This is a genomic window from Microcoleus sp. D3_18_C4, assembly GCF_036702355.1.
Taxonomy (GTDB): Bacteria; Cyanobacteriota; Cyanobacteriia; order Cyanobacteriales; family Microcoleaceae; genus Microcoleus.
This window is the reverse complement of sequence record NZ_JAUBTF010000071.1, coordinates 1-16,652: the sequence shown is the minus strand read 5'-3', so window position 1 is coordinate 16,652 and position 16,652 is coordinate 1. Positions and strand designations below refer to the sequence as shown.

At 45.6% G+C, this 16,652-nt stretch carries 14 protein-coding genes, 1 tRNA gene and 1 pseudogene; 9 read left to right on the top strand and 7 right to left on the bottom strand.

Features of this window, described 5'->3' with window-relative positions:
* Positions 1-140 precede the first annotated feature (140 nt).
* Positions 141-866 (bottom strand): DUF3120 domain-containing protein, encoded by a 726-nt coding sequence (locus tag QUA90_RS25745; RefSeq protein ID WP_333448280.1) that lies wholly within the window; start codon positions 864-866, stop codon positions 141-143.
* Positions 859-1,443, bottom strand: a complete 585-nt coding sequence (locus tag QUA90_RS25740; RefSeq protein WP_333448279.1) for a hypothetical protein — start codon at positions 1,441-1,443, stop codon at positions 859-861. The genes QUA90_RS25745 and QUA90_RS25740 overlap by 8 nt, the downstream gene beginning before the upstream one ends.
* Before the next feature lie 583 nt (positions 1,444-2,026).
* Here QUA90_RS25740 and QUA90_RS25735 point away from each other — a divergent pair.
* A complete protein-coding gene (locus tag QUA90_RS25735; protein ID WP_333448278.1) occupies positions 2,027-3,265 on the top strand; it encodes a ferrochelatase in 1,239 nt (412 codons plus the stop codon).
* Between the two features lie 762 nt (positions 3,266-4,027).
* Here QUA90_RS25735 and QUA90_RS25730 read toward each other — a convergent pair.
* Positions 4,028-4,387 (bottom strand): hypothetical protein, encoded by a 360-nt coding sequence (locus QUA90_RS25730; protein WP_190744682.1) that lies wholly within the window; start codon positions 4,385-4,387, stop codon positions 4,028-4,030.
* 576 nt (positions 4,388-4,963) lie between these two features.
* Between QUA90_RS25730 and QUA90_RS25725 the strand changes: the two genes are divergently transcribed.
* A complete protein-coding gene (locus tag QUA90_RS25725) occupies positions 4,964-5,236 on the top strand; it encodes a hypothetical protein (protein ID WP_190744680.1) in 273 nt (90 codons plus the stop codon).
* 114 nt (positions 5,237-5,350) lie between these two features.
* Positions 5,351-5,662 (top strand): DUF433 domain-containing protein, encoded by a 312-nt coding sequence (locus QUA90_RS25720; RefSeq protein ID WP_190744678.1) that lies wholly within the window; start codon positions 5,351-5,353, stop codon positions 5,660-5,662.
* Positions 5,663-5,771: 109 nt separating this feature from the next.
* Here QUA90_RS25720 and QUA90_RS25715 read toward each other — a convergent pair whose 3' ends face one another.
* The 3 genes from QUA90_RS25715 to QUA90_RS25705 all read right to left on the bottom strand — a co-directional run bounded on the left by QUA90_RS25715 (position 5,772) and on the right by QUA90_RS25705 (position 7,906).
* On the bottom strand, positions 5,772-6,176 hold the full coding sequence (locus QUA90_RS25715) for a type II toxin-antitoxin system VapC family toxin (protein WP_333055052.1): 405 nt from the start codon (positions 6,174-6,176) through the stop codon (positions 5,772-5,774).
* Entirely contained in the window at positions 6,176-6,400 is a 225-nt protein-coding gene (locus QUA90_RS25710) for a DUF2281 domain-containing protein (protein WP_333285958.1), read from the bottom strand. Before QUA90_RS25710 ends, QUA90_RS25715 begins: the two co-directional genes overlap by 1 nt.
* 144 nt (positions 6,401-6,544) lie before the next feature.
* Positions 6,545-7,906 (bottom strand): aminotransferase class V-fold PLP-dependent enzyme, encoded by a 1,362-nt coding sequence (locus QUA90_RS25705; protein WP_333448277.1) that lies wholly within the window; start codon positions 7,904-7,906, stop codon positions 6,545-6,547.
* A gap of 95 nt (positions 7,907-8,001) precedes the next feature.
* Here QUA90_RS25705 and QUA90_RS25700 point away from each other — a divergent pair, with 95 nt between their 5' ends.
* The 4 genes from QUA90_RS25700 (at position 8,002) to QUA90_RS25685 (ending at position 12,898) form a co-directional block, all read left to right on the top strand.
* Positions 8,002-9,873, top strand: a complete 1,872-nt coding sequence (locus QUA90_RS25700) for a TM0106 family RecB-like putative nuclease (RefSeq protein WP_333448276.1) — start codon at positions 8,002-8,004, stop codon at positions 9,871-9,873.
* Between the two features lie 88 nt (positions 9,874-9,961).
* Positions 9,962-11,089, top strand: coding sequence for an esterase-like activity of phytase family protein (locus QUA90_RS25695; protein ID WP_333448275.1), 1,128 nt, complete (start codon positions 9,962-9,964; stop codon positions 11,087-11,089).
* A 56-nt stretch (positions 11,090-11,145) separates the two neighbouring features.
* Positions 11,146-11,219, top strand: a tRNA-Asp gene (locus QUA90_RS25690).
* Positions 11,220-11,674: 455 nt separating this feature from the next.
* Positions 11,675-12,898: a GTPase gene (locus tag QUA90_RS25685; protein WP_333448274.1), complete on the top strand. Its 1,224-nt coding sequence runs from the start codon at positions 11,675-11,677 to the stop codon at positions 12,896-12,898.
* Between the two features lie 455 nt (positions 12,899-13,353).
* Here QUA90_RS25685 and QUA90_RS25680 read toward each other — a convergent pair whose 3' ends face one another.
* Entirely contained in the window at positions 13,354-13,851 is a 498-nt protein-coding gene (locus QUA90_RS25680) for a DUF393 domain-containing protein (protein ID WP_333448273.1), read from the bottom strand.
* Positions 13,852-14,183: 332 nt separating this feature from the next.
* Here QUA90_RS25680 and gltX point away from each other — a divergent pair.
* Together gltX and QUA90_RS25670 are read left to right on the top strand one after the other, a co-directional pair.
* Positions 14,184-15,626: pseudogene (gene gltX, locus QUA90_RS25675) on the top strand (glutamate--tRNA ligase); the annotation flags it as partial.
* 399 nt (positions 15,627-16,025) lie between these two features.
* Positions 16,026-16,460 carry a CAAD domain-containing protein gene (locus QUA90_RS25670; RefSeq protein WP_333331601.1) on the top strand — a complete coding sequence of 145 codons (435 nt, stop codon included), beginning with the start codon at positions 16,026-16,028 and terminating at the stop codon, positions 16,458-16,460.
* Positions 16,461-16,652: the final 192 nt, after the last annotated feature.

Here is a 16,652-nt window from a genome sequence, read left to right as displayed (position 1 = left end):
CAGTAAATACCAAAATTCCCGACTTCTTTAAAAAGTCAGGAATCTCCAGACTACATCCATCAAAAAAATCTGCGTTAATCTGCGTCAATTTGCCCACATCTGCGGTCAAAAAATACCAACATAAAAACTAATCATAAATCTTAAGCAGCAGAAGCAGCCAACCAAAATAAACCATCAACCAAAAGCGTGCTTAACACCGCGCCGCTAAACGCGCGCCAGTGCAGTTGCGTGCCGCGCAAACTCAGCAAACCGACTGTTAGCAACACAGCGATTAAAACGAGAGCCCAACCTATGCCCCAAGGAGTTTCAATTTGACCGATCGCACTTTGAAAAATCGGCATTGCTAATTCCGGTTCCGCGTGCATCACTTGCCGCCAGTAGGGCATCAACCCTGTTAAATAAAAATATAAATCAGTAATGGCAGTACCCAAGAGCGAACCCAAGTAAAAATAGCCGCCCACTTTTCCCCAAGATTTGCCCAAGCACCAAATAGCAAAAGGCAAGCCAATTGATTCTATAGGTAGATGTAAAATGGGTTCCCATCTGAACCAGCCCCAATAGATAGAACCTGCCAGCCAGCAGCCGGCAAATCCTAATAATAAATCTCCCCAAAGTTGGGTTTTGGGCCGGAAAATTAGAATTAAACTCAGAACGAACCAGGGGATAGTTGACAGCAAACTGATGGTGGGATACAAGCGCACTAAGGGTGCTTGCACGAATACTGGAATGGAGACTAAAAATGCTGAGGCGCTAAATATTAACCACTGTTTGAGGCTGTTTGTTGTGGCTGAAGTGACAGAAGTGTCGAGGCGGGCGATGGTAGCAATAGGTGCGATCGCGGATGATACTAAATTAAGATTAAACAACTGATTGGACTCCGTATTGTTTCAATAGGTGGACTAAAAATTTTGCTGCGGTTGTGGATGCGACAGTCTCAATCCCGGCGGCGGTTTGGCTGACGTGCCAGCCTTTTGCCGTTTGAGGAGCTCGCCATAAATCCAAATGTTCGATCGGCGGATCTGCATAAAAGCTTTCTCCACCGCCACCGAGAATTGCCGAACTCCAGTGCGTAAAGCGATCGTGGCTGATTCGGTGGATGGGAAAATTGCCCCCCAGGGGTACTCCCCAACCGTCTAAGGCAAAAAATGCCCCGACTTTGCCGCCGAGTTGCTGCCACATCCAAGCCGCCCCGATCGCCCCGGCTACTCCTGCCGAAAAGCTGACAAATACTAGACTTTCTCCTGCTAACTCTTCGCTGCACAAAAAGTGCAATATGTCAAGAGCCGAAAAAGGCGGATATTTATGAGCGGGAAAAATCTTGACACGATCGACTATTTGCTGGTTTTGGTGATCGGCTGCCAGTCCCCAAAGCCCCGAAAGTCCCGCCAGGAAACAGTCGGTTAGCTTTGGTTCGTGGACTCCGGGGCAAATTACCAGTCTCATAGTTCGTCAAGAAAGTTAATATAGTTCGCAACATAACTTTATCATATGCCTACTATATCATATACTACCCCAGGGGATAGGGTGTTAAACTTATAATAGAGTCAAGTTTGAAGAGTATCCCCCCAAGTTAAATGCTGGGAACGCTCCAAACCGCATGAATCTGAGGCAAGGTGAGGGAGTCTTAAGAAAACATAAAACTTATCCCCCCCGGCCCCATTCCCTGTCAAGCTTAGCAAAGCCTGATTCTAGTTTTAAGCAGTTCTGTATTTAGATTTAACTTTTCTGGCGGCGTCGAAGCCGACCCCACAAAAGCTTAAAGAAACAGGATTGTGAAAATTAGAGGCCTGCCAGTTTAGCTTCCCTACGAATTTCGGGTCAGGGTCAAAAAACCGACTTAGGACTGATGCTCATCAATCCGGTTTCTAGGATAAATAAGAGGTTTGACCGGGAAATATGGGCCAAGAAACCGGGAATCAGCCCCGCGCACGTCAGTCGTGCGATCGATCGCACACAATGAAAAATCTCCCATTCCCCCTTCATCCTGCCTGGATCTCTTAGAATAAATAAAATTGAGGAATACAAAGTGGTTGCTTCTCCAGAAAAAATCGAGTTCAAAACATCTGCAGCACCCGCAAGTAACGATCGCGTTGCTGTATTGCTGATGGGTTACGGCGAAGTCGAAAGCTACGACGATTTTGCCAACTACAACGAACAAGCTTTAAATTTGCTTACGGCAAAGTTTGCGCCAGTACCGCTTTGGATTTATCCGCCGCTGGCCAAGATTTTAGCAATCTTTGACTTGCACGAGTGGAGTCACCAACACGGTCAATTCGTTTCGCCGCACAATGCAATTTTTGAACAGCAGCGCGCCGGGATTGAAAAGAATTTACAGGAGAAATGGGGCGATAAAGTAAAAGTGTTCAAAGCTTTTAACTTTTGCGCGCCGTTTTTGCCGGAACAAGTAATCCCTCAAATTAAAGCAGAAGGATTTGACAAAATTCTGATTTATCCGCTGTTGGTTGTTGATTCTGTTTTCACCAGCGGCATTGCAGTCGAACAGGTGAATAAAGCTCTAGCACAAACCTTTGATGGTAAGGAACATTGGGTAAAAGGACAGCGCTACATTCCTTCTTTTTACGATGAACCTGCTTACATCCAGCTAATGGCGGATTTGGTTGAAGAGGAAATTAAGAACGATTTAGCTGTAGCGCATTTGCCTTCTCAGATTGGGATTGTGCTGATGAATCACGGTTGTCCGCACAAGGCGAAGGGCTTTACTTCGGGAATTGTGGAAAGTCAAGCTTTGTACGATCGCGTGCGGGAACGTTTGATGTATCGCTATCCTTTGATTTCGGTGGGTTGGCTGAACCACGACACGCCGCTGATTGAATGGACACAGCCGGATGCGACGTTGGCTGCGAAGAATTTGATCGATTTGGGTGCAACTGCGATCGTCTTTATGCCGATCGGATTTGCGACAGAAAATCACGAAACATTGTTAGATGTTGACCACATTATTGAGTCTTTGCAGAAACAGCGTCAAGGAGTTACTTACCGCAAATTACCTTGCGTAAACGACCATCCTGAGTTTCTGAAAATGGCGGCCGAGTGGGCAAATCCGCAGATTGAAGCGTTGTTGAGTGAGACTGCGGTTGCTGTTAATCCGAGTTTGGCTTCGGCGCACCGCGAGCACAGCCATTCTCATGAAGGGCACGGTCATTCTCATGGAGATCACGGGCATTCTCACGGTGGACATTCTCACGGTGGGCATTCTCATGGTGATCACGGACATTCTCATGGCGGGCACGGGCACAGTCATTAATAGGACTTAGGCCTGAGAGCTCAGAAACCGGGTTTTTTGCGAAGATACTGCATGGAAATGGCAGATTTAGTGAAAAACCCGGTTTCTTTTTTTGGGGTGCGTAGGTCGAAGTTTGGGCGAAAAGGGCGCTCGGCTACGGGATAGCTATGCTTTACGGCTTTTTTATCAGATTTTCTGTGCTTGTCAAACATCCGCTTAGTCGCTACACTGTAGATACTCTGTATATACATTATTTTACCAAAGGTAAATTCCTCAGAGTAATATTACTAGCTAGGGCATCGGTACAGTATTAGGAGTTGACAAAAAAAGATATGAAAGGCTTGTGAGATGAGGATTACATCTGTTCACAATCTTAAAGCATAGCTTTGAGCAGTGAACAGATGGATGACGAGGCGAACAAACTTCTTACTCACTATCTTGGGGAATAGGTGTTGCGCTCGCGCCCATTTTCCAGCTTCCCATCGCGATCGCCTTACTTCTCTCCTAACTCGATTTTCGATTTTTTGCTGAAAATCAGTCGATCGCAAAAACCGGGTTTCTCCACAATAGACCTCTTGCAAAATAATTTTATGCTATAATCAAAGGTTTGGCTTAAGTAGAGCGGATTGCAGGTTATATCAGCACTTGACAATTATGAGTTGGCTCTCAGGTCTAAAACTCAAAACCTTTAATTCTAACATAGATTTTTTTTGCAAGAGGTCTAATCCAAAATCTTTTTGGTGAATATCAGACTGGAAAAAACTCGGTTTTTGCCTACATTATCTATTTCTTGAAGTTGAGCGTAGGCGTTTTACAAAGGTCAACACCATATAACTCAGTGGATTTGCCGTCTGAGTATTCGGCGCTGACATCAAAAATACAGCCCGCTTCCGAGCCGCCGTAGTCAGCTTGATCCCAAGAAAAATTTTGCGTTTCCCGATCGGCAATGGGGGACGGTAGCTCGTTTTTTCCCCAATCATTTGTATCGGGAGGGCCGATATAGATGGCTGTCATCGTCTTGCCGCTGTTGTTAATTACCGAAATTTTGATTATCTCAGCGAAAACGCTAGCTGCTGTCAGCGCTAACAGGGGCAGTGACAGCCCCGCAGCGATCGTTACTTTGCTTAACAACTTGTTAATCATTTACCCTCGTACCTCAAGAAGTGTGATATTTATTTAACTTTAGCAGAATACTTTTTTCAACGTCTCCTGCTCAATAGTCCGGACAGTTTTTATATGGCCCAATGGCTTATTATGTAGGACTTTGAGCCACTGTGAATAATTAAATCAATGTCAGCTCCACCCCGCTCGTTGCATTTAATTGGACTTTATTTATGATCCTTGCGCTGTAAAGCTTGTAGTCTCGTTCCAAAAACTGTCCGGAGTAGTGCTGCTAAAGTAACACTAATTGAGGCGTATTAGCCACAACTTTATGAAAGCACCCTACAGGCCTGGAACTTAAATTATAAGCTTAGGAATGAGAATTAAATAACTTACACAAGGAAAGTGGGGTGTCCCGCCCGCCCTTTTTGGACGGGCGGGCGGGACACCCCACAATAACAATTACAATTGTAAGTTATTTAATTTGCGAGCCTTAAGCACAATCATCGTATTAATATCCATAATTTATCTTTACAGATTAGAGATTAGAGGAAAAGAAAAATTATTTGTCCGTACATTCCTGCTCCCATAATCTCTCTATTTAGCACTCGGTTGCGGATGCAAACAGTAGTCATTGCAGCCCATAAATGGGGTTTTTCGCTAAATCAAATTGCCGCTGAGTATGATTTAAGTGAAGCTCAAGTGAACGATGTATTCGCTTTTTATGCAGTCCACTGTCAGGAAATAGACGCCTCTATTGTCGCCGAACAAATTATCGAGCCTATCGTTCGTCGGCGGTATTCGCTTGAGGAGTTGGTTGGGGCGATCGCACCTGAGAACATTCATAATGAAATTGATAGCGGAGGTGCTGTGGGTAATGAAGTTTGGTAGCATAAAGGTGCTAGCAGAATCCCCACATAGATAGGAAATAGACGCATCTATTGCCACCGAGCAAATTATCGAAGCTGCAAATTTATAAACCGCTATTGCATCTAGATATCGATTATGACCATCAAAGAACAACTTCTCCAAACCATTGAAACACTGCCTGATGACTTATTGGCAGCAACCCTGAAATTTGTCCAAACCCTTGAGTATCCCATTCACAAAACTCCAGGAATTTGTGGCGGAGCAGCGCGAATTCGCGATACCCGCATTCCCGTTTGGACGATTGTCGCTTACCAACAACAGGGCGCAACTGAAGCCGAACTTCTCTATAATTATCCGGGACTCACCCTTCAGGATTTGCAAGGGGTTGCGAACTATTACGAACATAACCGAGAAGACATCAATCGCTGGCTTGCTGAAAATGAATAACTGCTGATGCTAAAGTTTTACTCAAATGAAAACTTCCCGATCGCAATGGTTGATTTACTGCTCTCTCTCAAAAGGCACAAGAAATATTTCGCTACTATTCGATTCATACTCACCAAATTGTCTGAATAGTGGTTAACGCTTGAATTTTTGCGTCGCGAGTAACTAACGGAAGACTCAAAGATAAAGCAGTAGCCGCAATAATCCTGTCTGGCATATCAGGAACTGTTGCCCTGTCAATTTGTTGAATAGTTGCCGAGATATTGCGATCCAAAGGTGCTAGCAAAATCCCCACATTTGGATCGTCCGCAGCATTTAAAACTCGTGTCAGCACTTCGCCTGCCAAACGCCCTCGCTCAATCAAGTAAGCAATTTCTACAATTGAAATTGCCGAAAAGTAGATAAAATTTCCCTCGTTAACCGCTTGTTCTAATGCTATTAATGCTGCTGGCGACAATCTTGGTAGTTCAAAAATGTACCAAATTAGGGTATGGGTATCTGCTACGACTGAGGGCATCAAACAATCTCCCTGGGAAAATTTCCCCACATTTCTTGTCGGGCTTGGGCGATGTCTTCTTCCGTAATATCTACTTTTAAGTCAGCACACAAGCCTTTGACACTTTTTAGCGGTCGTTTGACAATACTTTTTTGTTGAAGAAACTCAGCAAAATCTAAAACTTCTTGCTGCCTCTCTGGTGGCAATTCCCGCAACTTATCTAAAACTGCTTGCTCTAAATTCATGGTTGATTTTCCTCCGCGATTTATCCCAAATAATCTTCACGTCTTTGATTAGCAAATATCCTTTTTTATCAAGATGATTATTGTAACACAAGTATCTTGATTTGTGTGGTGGCGGTTTTAACAGCCGACTCTTATCAGGAATTTTTAACTAACTTGACGCAAAATACCCTCAACTAACTTATCAATCTCCGCCTCCGTGGTAAAATAGTGAACACAAGCCCGCACACAATCAGGATTAAGAATAGTCCTTACCATAATTCCCTGTTTCTCCAACAAATTGACCAGCTTGTTGTGCGGCATCCCGTTAGTTAATCGAAAGGAAACCAAACCAGCTTCCGGCGCAGATTTCCGCAAACATTCCACATCGGGAAGTTCTGACAAACGCTCCCAGAGATACTTACTTAAACGGCAAATTTCTGCATACCTTTCCTCGATCGTACCCCATTCATGTTGCAGAGCGATCGCACTCCGCAAACCCGCATACAAAGGATAAGCAGAAGTCGCAATTTCATAGCGCTGCGATCCAGAATTCCAGCCAAGGACTTTAGCATTAGCATCCGTCACAATTCCCCGCCAACCGATAAACACCGGATGCAAATCAGCCAAAGCTTCCGCACTCACATAAAGCCCGCCCAAACCTTCCGGGCCGCACCACCATTTGTGACCAGTAAAAGCATAAAAGTCAACCCCCGACTCAATCAAATTTAAAGGCAAAACCCCCACAGATTGAGCCGCATCAACTAACACCCTGACTTTGTGATTCTTTGCAGACAATTCCTCTTGTCTCCCCCCTTGAATCAGCGACAAATCCTCTTGCCCATCCCCTTGAATCAGCGGGAATTCCTCTTGTCGCCCCCCTTGGCAAGGGGGGGTTAGGGGGGGTTTTATATCTGTTTCCCCCTCGGATTGAACCAGGGAAAACTTCTCTTGTCCCCCCCCTTGGCAAGGGGGGGTTAGGGGGGGTTCATGACATACTTTCACAATCTCAGCCAGAGGCAAAACTTGGCCAGTATTCCACAAAATGTGACTGATAACCAACAAGCGAGTATTTGGCTGCAAACTATCAGCAATCACCGCCACCGGATCACCTTCATTCAAAGTAGCCGCCAACGGACAAACCGAAACCTCAATCTTGAAACGGCGCTGAAGTTCCATTACACTAGCTACAATGCCGGGGTGTTCGCAATCAGAAAGCAGCAAATGGTCGCCTGCTTTCCAGTCAATGCCCCACAGCGCAATATTGCAGCCGACGGTGACATCTTCAGTTAGGGCGATGGTTTCAGGAGGTACGGTCAACTCAGATGCGATCGCACGTCGCGTCAGCATCGCCTCCTGAACCACCCAAGCCCCCACCTCCCCCGAAAACGGCCCTCCAAGCTGCACCCGTTTGTAAGCCTCATAAATCGCCTCTAAAGCAGGCTCAGGCAGCGGCCCTTGTCCGCCGTAGTTAAAATAAGCTTTATTGGCCAAAGCTGGGAATTGTTGCCGGTGATTGTCCTTTGTCATTTTTTTTGGGGAATTATTGATAGCGTTAATATTGAATAACTAATGCTGTGAATTTTATACCTTTGGCCTGATACTCTATGCCTTGCGAATACTAAATGTTAATAACTGACAAACTGCTACTTTCCTATCAGCGATGCCATCTCCGAGCTTTTTTAGACACCTGCGGAGACTGGAAACAACTAGATCCCCCCAGCGACTTTTTGCTGAAACTGATGCGCGACAGCGCGGCATACCAGCAGCAAGCTTTGGAACACGAGACTTATCAACAACCATATTATCCTAGAGGGGATTGGGAAGCCGGCGCGGCCGCTACATTGAGTTTAATGCAGCAAGGGGTCGATCGCATTTACCGAGGAGTTCTGATCCAGGGCGAATTCGGCCAAACCAACGCCGCAACAACTTCTATGGTAGGAATTGACAGTCAATATTTCCCAGAATTTGGCGAAATACCCGAAACTACCGTTCATCTTTCATCCTCCAATCTGCACTCTTCAAACATTACCCTGATCAGCCGTCCCCATTTATTAATCAAACAGCCGGGACAATCAAAATTTGGCAATTGGAGTTATATTACTGCGGATATTTGGCTTAGCAAGCGACCAAAACAAGAGTATCAAATTATCGCAGCTTTTCACGCCCAAGTTTTAGCTTCCGTACAGGAAACAATGCCCGAGACTGCGTGGCTGATGCTGCGAAAAAAAGGGTGGTGGCAGGTGAATCTAGACCAGCGAACTCCTCAGATGTTCGAGATTTTAGACAACTGCATTCAAATGATAGACAATCGGGATAAGCCAGAAGTGTTTATTTCTCGGCAAAAGTGCAATCTTTGCGGTTGGTATACTATCTGTCACGCCGAAGCCGAATCTATTAAACATCTTTCCTTATTGCCGGGAGTTACTGCCAGCCGCTATGCTAGACTAAAAACTCTCGAAATTACTGATGTTGAAGCTCTCGCTCATGCTAGTTCCGAACTGCTGGCTGAGTATCCAGAATTCCCGGACAGAGTTGCTTTTGATGTGGTGCAGCAAGCTCAATCGCACTTGCTAAATCAACCGCTGTTGCGGGAAGAAGGAAGAAGGAAGAAGGAAGAAGGAAGTTCGGCAACGGATTTTGTAACGGATGTAACGGATGCCAGGAAGAAGGAAGAAGGAAGAGGGAAGAAGGAAGAAGGAAGGCACGACACGGATTTTGACGCGGATACACTGATTAACGATCGAGAAGAACGTAGAAGTGAGAATTCACAAGAACTTAACTCATCTGAAATAGTACCAGATATTGTAGACAATATCTTGAATGACATCGCAGTTGAAGAAGTAAAAATTAGAGAAAATAAACCTGCCACATCTTCTATACCTGCGCCAATTCTCCGCAAGAAACCAATTCCGTATTCTCAATCTGTCTTTTTGCCGATCGCCCCAATCGAACTCTACTTTGATATTGAAGCGGAACCCGAGTTAAACTTAGATTACCTCCACGGAGTCTTAGTTGTTGACCGATGCAACAATACGGAAAAATTCCACGGTTTTTTAGCAGAATCAGCAGCAGAGGAAGGTGCAATCTGGGAGCAATTTTTAGAATTAATGTGGGCTTATCCTATTGCTCCGATTTTCCACTTTTGCGACTACGAAGTCAAGACTTTTAAGCGGCTGGCTAAACTTTACAATACTCCCGCTTATTTGTGGAAACCCGTGCTGAAACGGTTTGTAGATATTCACAAACAAGTGACGCAAAAAGCGATTATGCCGGTGGAAAGTTACGCACTCAAACCAATTGCCCGCTGGCTGGGTTTTGACTGGCGAGATGCTAAGGCTAATGGTGCTCAGTGCGTCTGCTGGTACGACGATTGGCTTAAAACTGGCGATCGCTCGCTCTTGGAGGCGATCGTCCGCTACAATGAGGACGACTGTCGTGCTACTTATGTGGTTAAAGATTGGTTGACAAATTTTTTGCTGAATCATGAGCGGTGATTTTCTGATTTAACGAACCGCGAAGACGCCAAGGGCGCGAAGGAAGAAAGGGAAGAGGAAGATAGGTAATAATGTATTTATTGGTAAAATGCGAAAGCTAGGAAAAGCAACTATATTTATTGTCTGTTTTTTGATGGCAGCAACTGTTGCTATTTGGGTAAACCAGTCAGCCAAATCTTTCGCCGTTACGAAAATAGATTTTATCGGCAGAGCAATATTTCCTACAGGTTCTCCGTTTCAGGGGACGGAAATTGGCGGACTTTCGGGCATTACTTATGATGCCGAGAAACAAGTTTATTATGCCATTTCTGATGACCGCAGCAGCAAGGCTCCGGCGCGCTTCTATACTCTCAAAATCAACTTGGAATCTGGGAAACTGGAAAAAGAGCAAGTTACTTTTACGGGTGTTACTACTTTATTAGATGAAAACGGCAAAAGTTTTCCTGAATTAAGTTTAGATCCCGAAGGGATAGCTTTTACTGGCAATAGCGTGTTTGTTTCTTCTGAGGGAGATGTCGATCGCCAAATAAATCCTTTTATCAAAGAGTTCTCCCTCGATGGTAAACTGCTGAAAACGCTGCCAATTCCTGACCTATTTTTGCCCGACGACAAAGGCAGTAAAGGCATCCGCAACAATCTCGCATTTGAAAGTTTAACTTTAACGCCCGATCGCAAATACCTATTTACAGCTACCGAAAACGCGTTGGTTCAAGATGGCGCCGTAGCCTCCCTGGAAACCGGGAGCCCGTGCCGGATTTTGCGCTACGATGCGGTGAGCGGCAATCCAGAAGCATCGTTCCTCTACATCACCGAACCGCTACCGGCTGGTGCGAATCCTGTGGGAAAATTAACTAGCAACGGTTTAGTGGATTTGTTGGCGATCGACGATAACCGCTTGCTGAGTTTAGAGCGTGCTTTCTCCCTGGAAACCGGCACAACTATCAGAATTTTTGAGATTTCTCTGGAAAAGGGCGAGCGCATTGAAGCACTCGAAAGCCTCAAAAGCCGTCTCAGCGAGGTTTCTCCCGCTCAAAAACGCCTGCTGCTGGATTTGGAAACGCTGAAAATTCCCCTAGACAACATTGAGGGGTTGACATTTGGCCCCGCCCTGGCGGATGCTAGCAGAGGTCTGATTTTGGTGAGCGACAACAACTTCAGTCCCCTGCAAGAGACTCAAATTTTGGGCTTCCAAATAAAAGTTCAAAAAACCTCTTGACAAAAGGTGAAGGTATAGGCATAATAGAAATTGTGCCTGAAAAAACGGCAAAACGAGGGACAGTAGTTCAATTGGTTAGAGCACCGCCCTGTCACGGCGGAAGTTGCGGGTTCGAGCCCCGTCTGTCCCGTTCTCTCGTAAATAGAAAATGTTCAGATTGCTGAAAAAAGCTATCGCAATTTCTTATTGATTATAAATCAATGGGTACTTGAACATTTCACTACTCAATAAATGGGTAGAGATACGGAAGTCTCTCGATATCATCTCAAATCAGGTGACATATGGAGACTTTCCGTATGTCATCCGCTTACAGAAACAGCCTTGGACGCATCACAACCAAAGCAAGGAACGGGGTTTTTGGCCGTTGAGGCGGGCTGTAACGAATTATTCTCGCAAAAAAACCCGGTTTCGGGGCATCCGGGATTCCACTACTAAGAAAGATTTGCGGAAACTTGATGTTATATTTTAGTTCTTGGTATATGAATTACCTAAATTTTAGCTACATAACGGGTTGATGAGGGGAAGGCTTACCAATACCCCTTTATAGCAATCATTTGCGTAAACGATATTAGAGGAGTAGGGAAGATGGGTGACTCAGCCTTCGACGGGTTAGACGAAAAGAGCTTTTTTGACCGAGTACAAGCGAAATTTGGAGTAGGGAAGATGGGTGACTCAGCCTTCGACGGGTTAGACGAAAAGAGCTTTTTTGACCGAGTACAAGCGAAATTTGTGGAAAAAGCACCTGATTTATCGCAATCTCTCAACATTGCGATTATCGGCAAGGTAAGTTCGGGCAAAAGTTCACTCATTAATGCTTTGTTGAAACTGAGCCGAAGAAAAGCTTTAGAAATTGCCAAGGTAGGAGCAGTTTCGGGCGTTACTAAAGATTTAACAATTCTAAAACTTGATGAAAAGGTTTATTTAATTGACTCACCAGGTCTTGACGATGTGCGTGCAGAGAATAGTGAAGTCACCAAGAATTTTTTGAGGCATATTGATGTTGGCATATTTGTAGTAACTGGTTCATCAGATGCTTCACAAAAGAAAAGCCTAGATGACTTGAGGCAGCATTGTGATTCATTTTTTGTTGTTCTTAACAAAATTGATGAGTGGGATGATCTCGATCCAACGGTGGTAGATGATGTAGTCAATCAGTGGAAAAACGATTTAAAGGTAGACAAGATTTATCCAACTTGTACCAAGGGTTACGATCCTAAAAGCCGTAATCCCAAGATGGATATTAGAGGAGTTTTTCCGCTACGCAGTGACATTGAGGAATTTCTTGAAAAAAAGGGAAAAGACCTGCTGCTAGCAAGACACATGGCTGAAAAGCAGTCTTATGCAGTCAAAATAATTGCGGTAGCTTTGATAGCAGTGGCAGGTGCAGCATTTATTCCGGGTAGCGCAGTATTTATTACCGCAACACAGGCAGTTGCCATAGGGTCTTTGTATTACTTATACGCTGGCCAAGTTTTGTCTTCTCAAGCTGCGCTCGCTATCCTGCCAACATTTTTCGCTGAAACAGCGGGTTCCAGCCTCTTTTTGTTTGTTAAATCATTTCTTCCACCTACAGGTGTTTTTGATGTGGCGGCGGCTGGGGTCGCAGTTGTTATCACTCTTGCACTATTGGCAACCGTTAATTATATCCTTTCTAGTGGTGCTAAGCTTGAGCAGGAAGAGCTTCTACGTTCAAAATTTAGAAGCTACCATAAACAAGCTAAAGATGTGTTGAAGGATTTAGCATTGACTGAAATACGCGATCTGCCTGGATGGATAGTGCTTGTTAGCAAATTTTTGGGTGGTCTCTAGTTTCCGCCTAGTCCAGCGAGAAGTTGTGGCACCCACTCCACCCCCATCAACGACTCCTAGTATTCCTTGCCCTTTCCTAGAACTCTCCTCACAAGTTCCGCAAACTCTTTGCCTATAATTAAATTTAAAGATCGACTCCCAGCAGCGCTCAAAGGTGCGAGGAAATAAAGGGTCGGGCGATCTGATATGTCAAAACCAGGACGATGGGCACGAGGATCGGAATCGCGACTAGCAGTCCCCATTTGCCAAACCTAAGTTTTTGACCGTCCGATTTTAACAGGAAAATCACAGCGGCAATTCCCATAAGTATCCAGAGACCACCGAAGCCCATGAAGACTGTATAGCCTGCATCTTGCATTTTTTTTGACCTTTAATAGTAGTCCATCTTTAATGTTAGTTGCAGCCTGTTTCTGCTGACATCTTCTGATAGGTCGATCGCACTTACTAAATATGACTCATTTCGAGTTGGGTTGGCAGCGGCCCTGACTTTCGCACTCGATCCGCACAGTTCGATCGCTCATAATAGTTGCTAAATCCGGCCTTCCCGTCAGCTTCAGCCGCCAGTCAGCCCAAATTCCGTACAGCCAATTGGCGATCGCCCCGATCACTGGTAACTTAGTCACAGCATAAATCCAGCCCATACCTAAAATCTCGTAGGTGCGGCGAAAAACCTCCACATTTTTAACCGTCGTACCGTCGGGTAACACCGCGTGAATCCGCCCCATCGCCGTTTCGTAGTCGATTCCGCCGTGGGCCTCCGGGTTGTAGCCATCATCCGCGATATCCACAAACGACACTAAACCTCGCCCCGCGTCGCGTTTTTTTAAGAAATTAACCTCCCGCACGCACAGAGGACATTCACCGTCGTACAGCAACTCAATCTGCCAAGCAGGCGCAACAGAGTCGGGTGAGGGCGCTACAGATTCGGAAAACTCAGTTTTAGCAGCAGACATAGGGAAATATATTTTAATGTCGTCGATCGCACACAAACATTTTACAAGAATTATTTGGTAGCCCTACGGCAGTTATTTGGGTTGTGAAAAATAGTCCCAAAGGTGAATCCAGTCTTGGCCACCCGCAAGCTAATATCATCAAGATGCGCTCTGCTGCGTTGCCGGAGACGGTAGCCCGATCGCCCGATAGTCGAATATCAAACAATTCGAGGCAAAGCACCTGCCAAGCACAACTGTTAATTCGGCAACAAAATATAATAAAATTTAAAGTCTTAAACATCAGCTATTCCCCCAACCAGCAAATCGCCCCCAATCTAAAAGCAAAAATCTACATGAATGTCAGAGTCCGTCTAGCCCCCAGTCCCACCGGAAACCTACACATCGGTACCGCCAGAACCGCCGTATTCAACTGGCTGTTTGCCCGCAACCAAGGCGGCAAATTCATCCTGCGGGTAGAAGACACAGACGTAGAACGTTCTAAAAGCGAATACACCGATAACATCCTCGAAGGCCTCACCTGGCTGGGTATGGAGTGGGACGAAGGCCCGAGTTTTCAGTCACAGCGTCTGGAAATATACCGCCGAGCAGTCCAAACCCTTCTAGACAATGGACTCGCCTACCGCTGCTACACCACGTCGGAAGAACTCGACGAAATGCGGGAAGCACAAAAAGCCAACAAACAAGCCCCCCGCTACGACAACCGACACCGCAACTTGACAAGCAAAGAGCGCGCAGCTTTTGAAGGCGAAGGGCGACAAGCTGTGATTCGGTTTATCATCGACGACGATCGCACGATCGCTTGGAACGACATGGTGCGCGACACCGTAACCTGGAAAGGTAGCGACCTCGGCGGCGATATGGTAATTGCCAGGGCATCCAGCGGCGGCGTCATCGGCCAACCACTCTACAACCTCGCCGTAGTTGTCGATGACATCGACATGGGCATCACCCACGTCATCCGCGGCGAAGATCACATCGGCAATACTCCCAAACAAATATTGCTCTACGAAGCTTTGGGCGCGACAATCCCAGAATTTGGCCACACGCCGCTGATTTTAAACTCCCAAGGGCAAAAGCTTTCTAAACGCGACGGCGTAACCTCGATTTCTGACTTCAAAGATATGGGCTACCTGCCCGAAGCTTTAGTTAATTACATGACTTTGCTCGGTTGGACTCCGCCGGATTCAACGCAGGAAATATTTACACTGTCGGAAGCAGCAGAATTATTTACATTCTATCGAGTCAACAAAGCTGGTGCAAAATTTGATTGGGATAAACTCAATTGGCTAAACAGTCAATACCTGCACAAAATGCCAGTGCCGCAATTGACAGATTTGCTGATACCTTATTGGTGGCAGAAAGGCGGTTATCAGTTTGACTTGGAGGCAGACCGCCCCTGGCTCGAACAAATAGCTGCTTTAATCGGCCCGAGTCTCGTTCGCTTAACCGATGCTGTCGATATGTGTAAGGTATTCTTCTCCACCACCGTGGAATACGAAGAAGAAGCACTCGCACAATTGCAGCAAACAGGGGCGGCACAGGCTTTACAAGCAGTTGTAGAAGCTATGGAAAGTCATTCGTCCCTGACATCAGCGGAAGCTCAGAAAATCACTAAAAAGCTCAGTAAAGAGAAAAATCTTAACAAAGGGCTAATTATGCGATCGCTCAGAGCCGCTCTGACAGGTGCAATGCACGGCCCCGACCTGATAGAATCTTGGGTAATCCTTCACCAGCGAGGAACGGCTAAAACCCGTTTGCTTGATGCCATTAGCAACTTGAATGGGCCTGCTGTTGGTGTCGCGGACGAAACTCCTACCCCAGAACAACCACACGCAGAAACAGTCGCCGAAAGTTCTGCTACAGAACAGTCAGCAGTGGAGGTTTCAAAAGTCGAAACACCGACTCTTGAAACAGTCGAAACCCCGGTTGTTGAACCAGCAGCAGAGGTTTCAGAAGTGGAAAAACTTGCGATCGAAACAGTCGAAACGCCGACTGTCGAACAAGCAGTGGAAGTTACAGCAGTCGAAATACCGACTTCAGAAACAGGCGAAGTGTCGGCTCTTGAACCAACCGACGGGGAGGTTGCAGCAGTCGAAATACCGGCTCTTGAAACAGTCGCAGCAGCAGTTGAAATACCTGCCGCCAACCAGCAAAAAACTATTGCGAGTGGAGAAATGACTTCATCAAACGAACCAGAAACAACCGTTATCATCACCGAAGTTCCTGCCGGAAATGAAGCAGACAGTTCAAGCGGTACAACAAAGGTCATAATTACCGAAGAACCGCCAAGTCAGGCCCAGCAGATCAAAGAACAAATTATCTCAATTTTGTCCGAGTTTCCCGCTTACATCGGCAGCTTTTACGAGCAGTACAAAAGTCCCCTGACTGTTATCGGTGTAATTATAGCCTCGATTGTCTCTTTGAAAGTGCTTTTGGGCGTAATAGACGAACTCAACGACATCCCCCTGCTAGCACCCACATTCGAGCTAATTGGTATCGGATACACCGGGTGGTTTATCTACCGCTATTTGCTGCGATCGTCCAACCGGCAACAATTAGGTCAAGAAATTCAAGCCTTGAAAGAACAAGTTTTCGGCAAAAAGTCCTAATTTTTGCTGTAATTTGTTGAATTTGCGCCCGACATTGACAATTTTAAATAAGTTGTTAGTGTCGGGTTTTTAAATGACTAATGACTGTTGACTGTTGACTAAGGACTAATGACTAATACCAATTTAATATGAAGCTGCATAGAATAGAGCTTCAAGAATAAAATTGTAAGATGACAACGAACTGATTTGCTC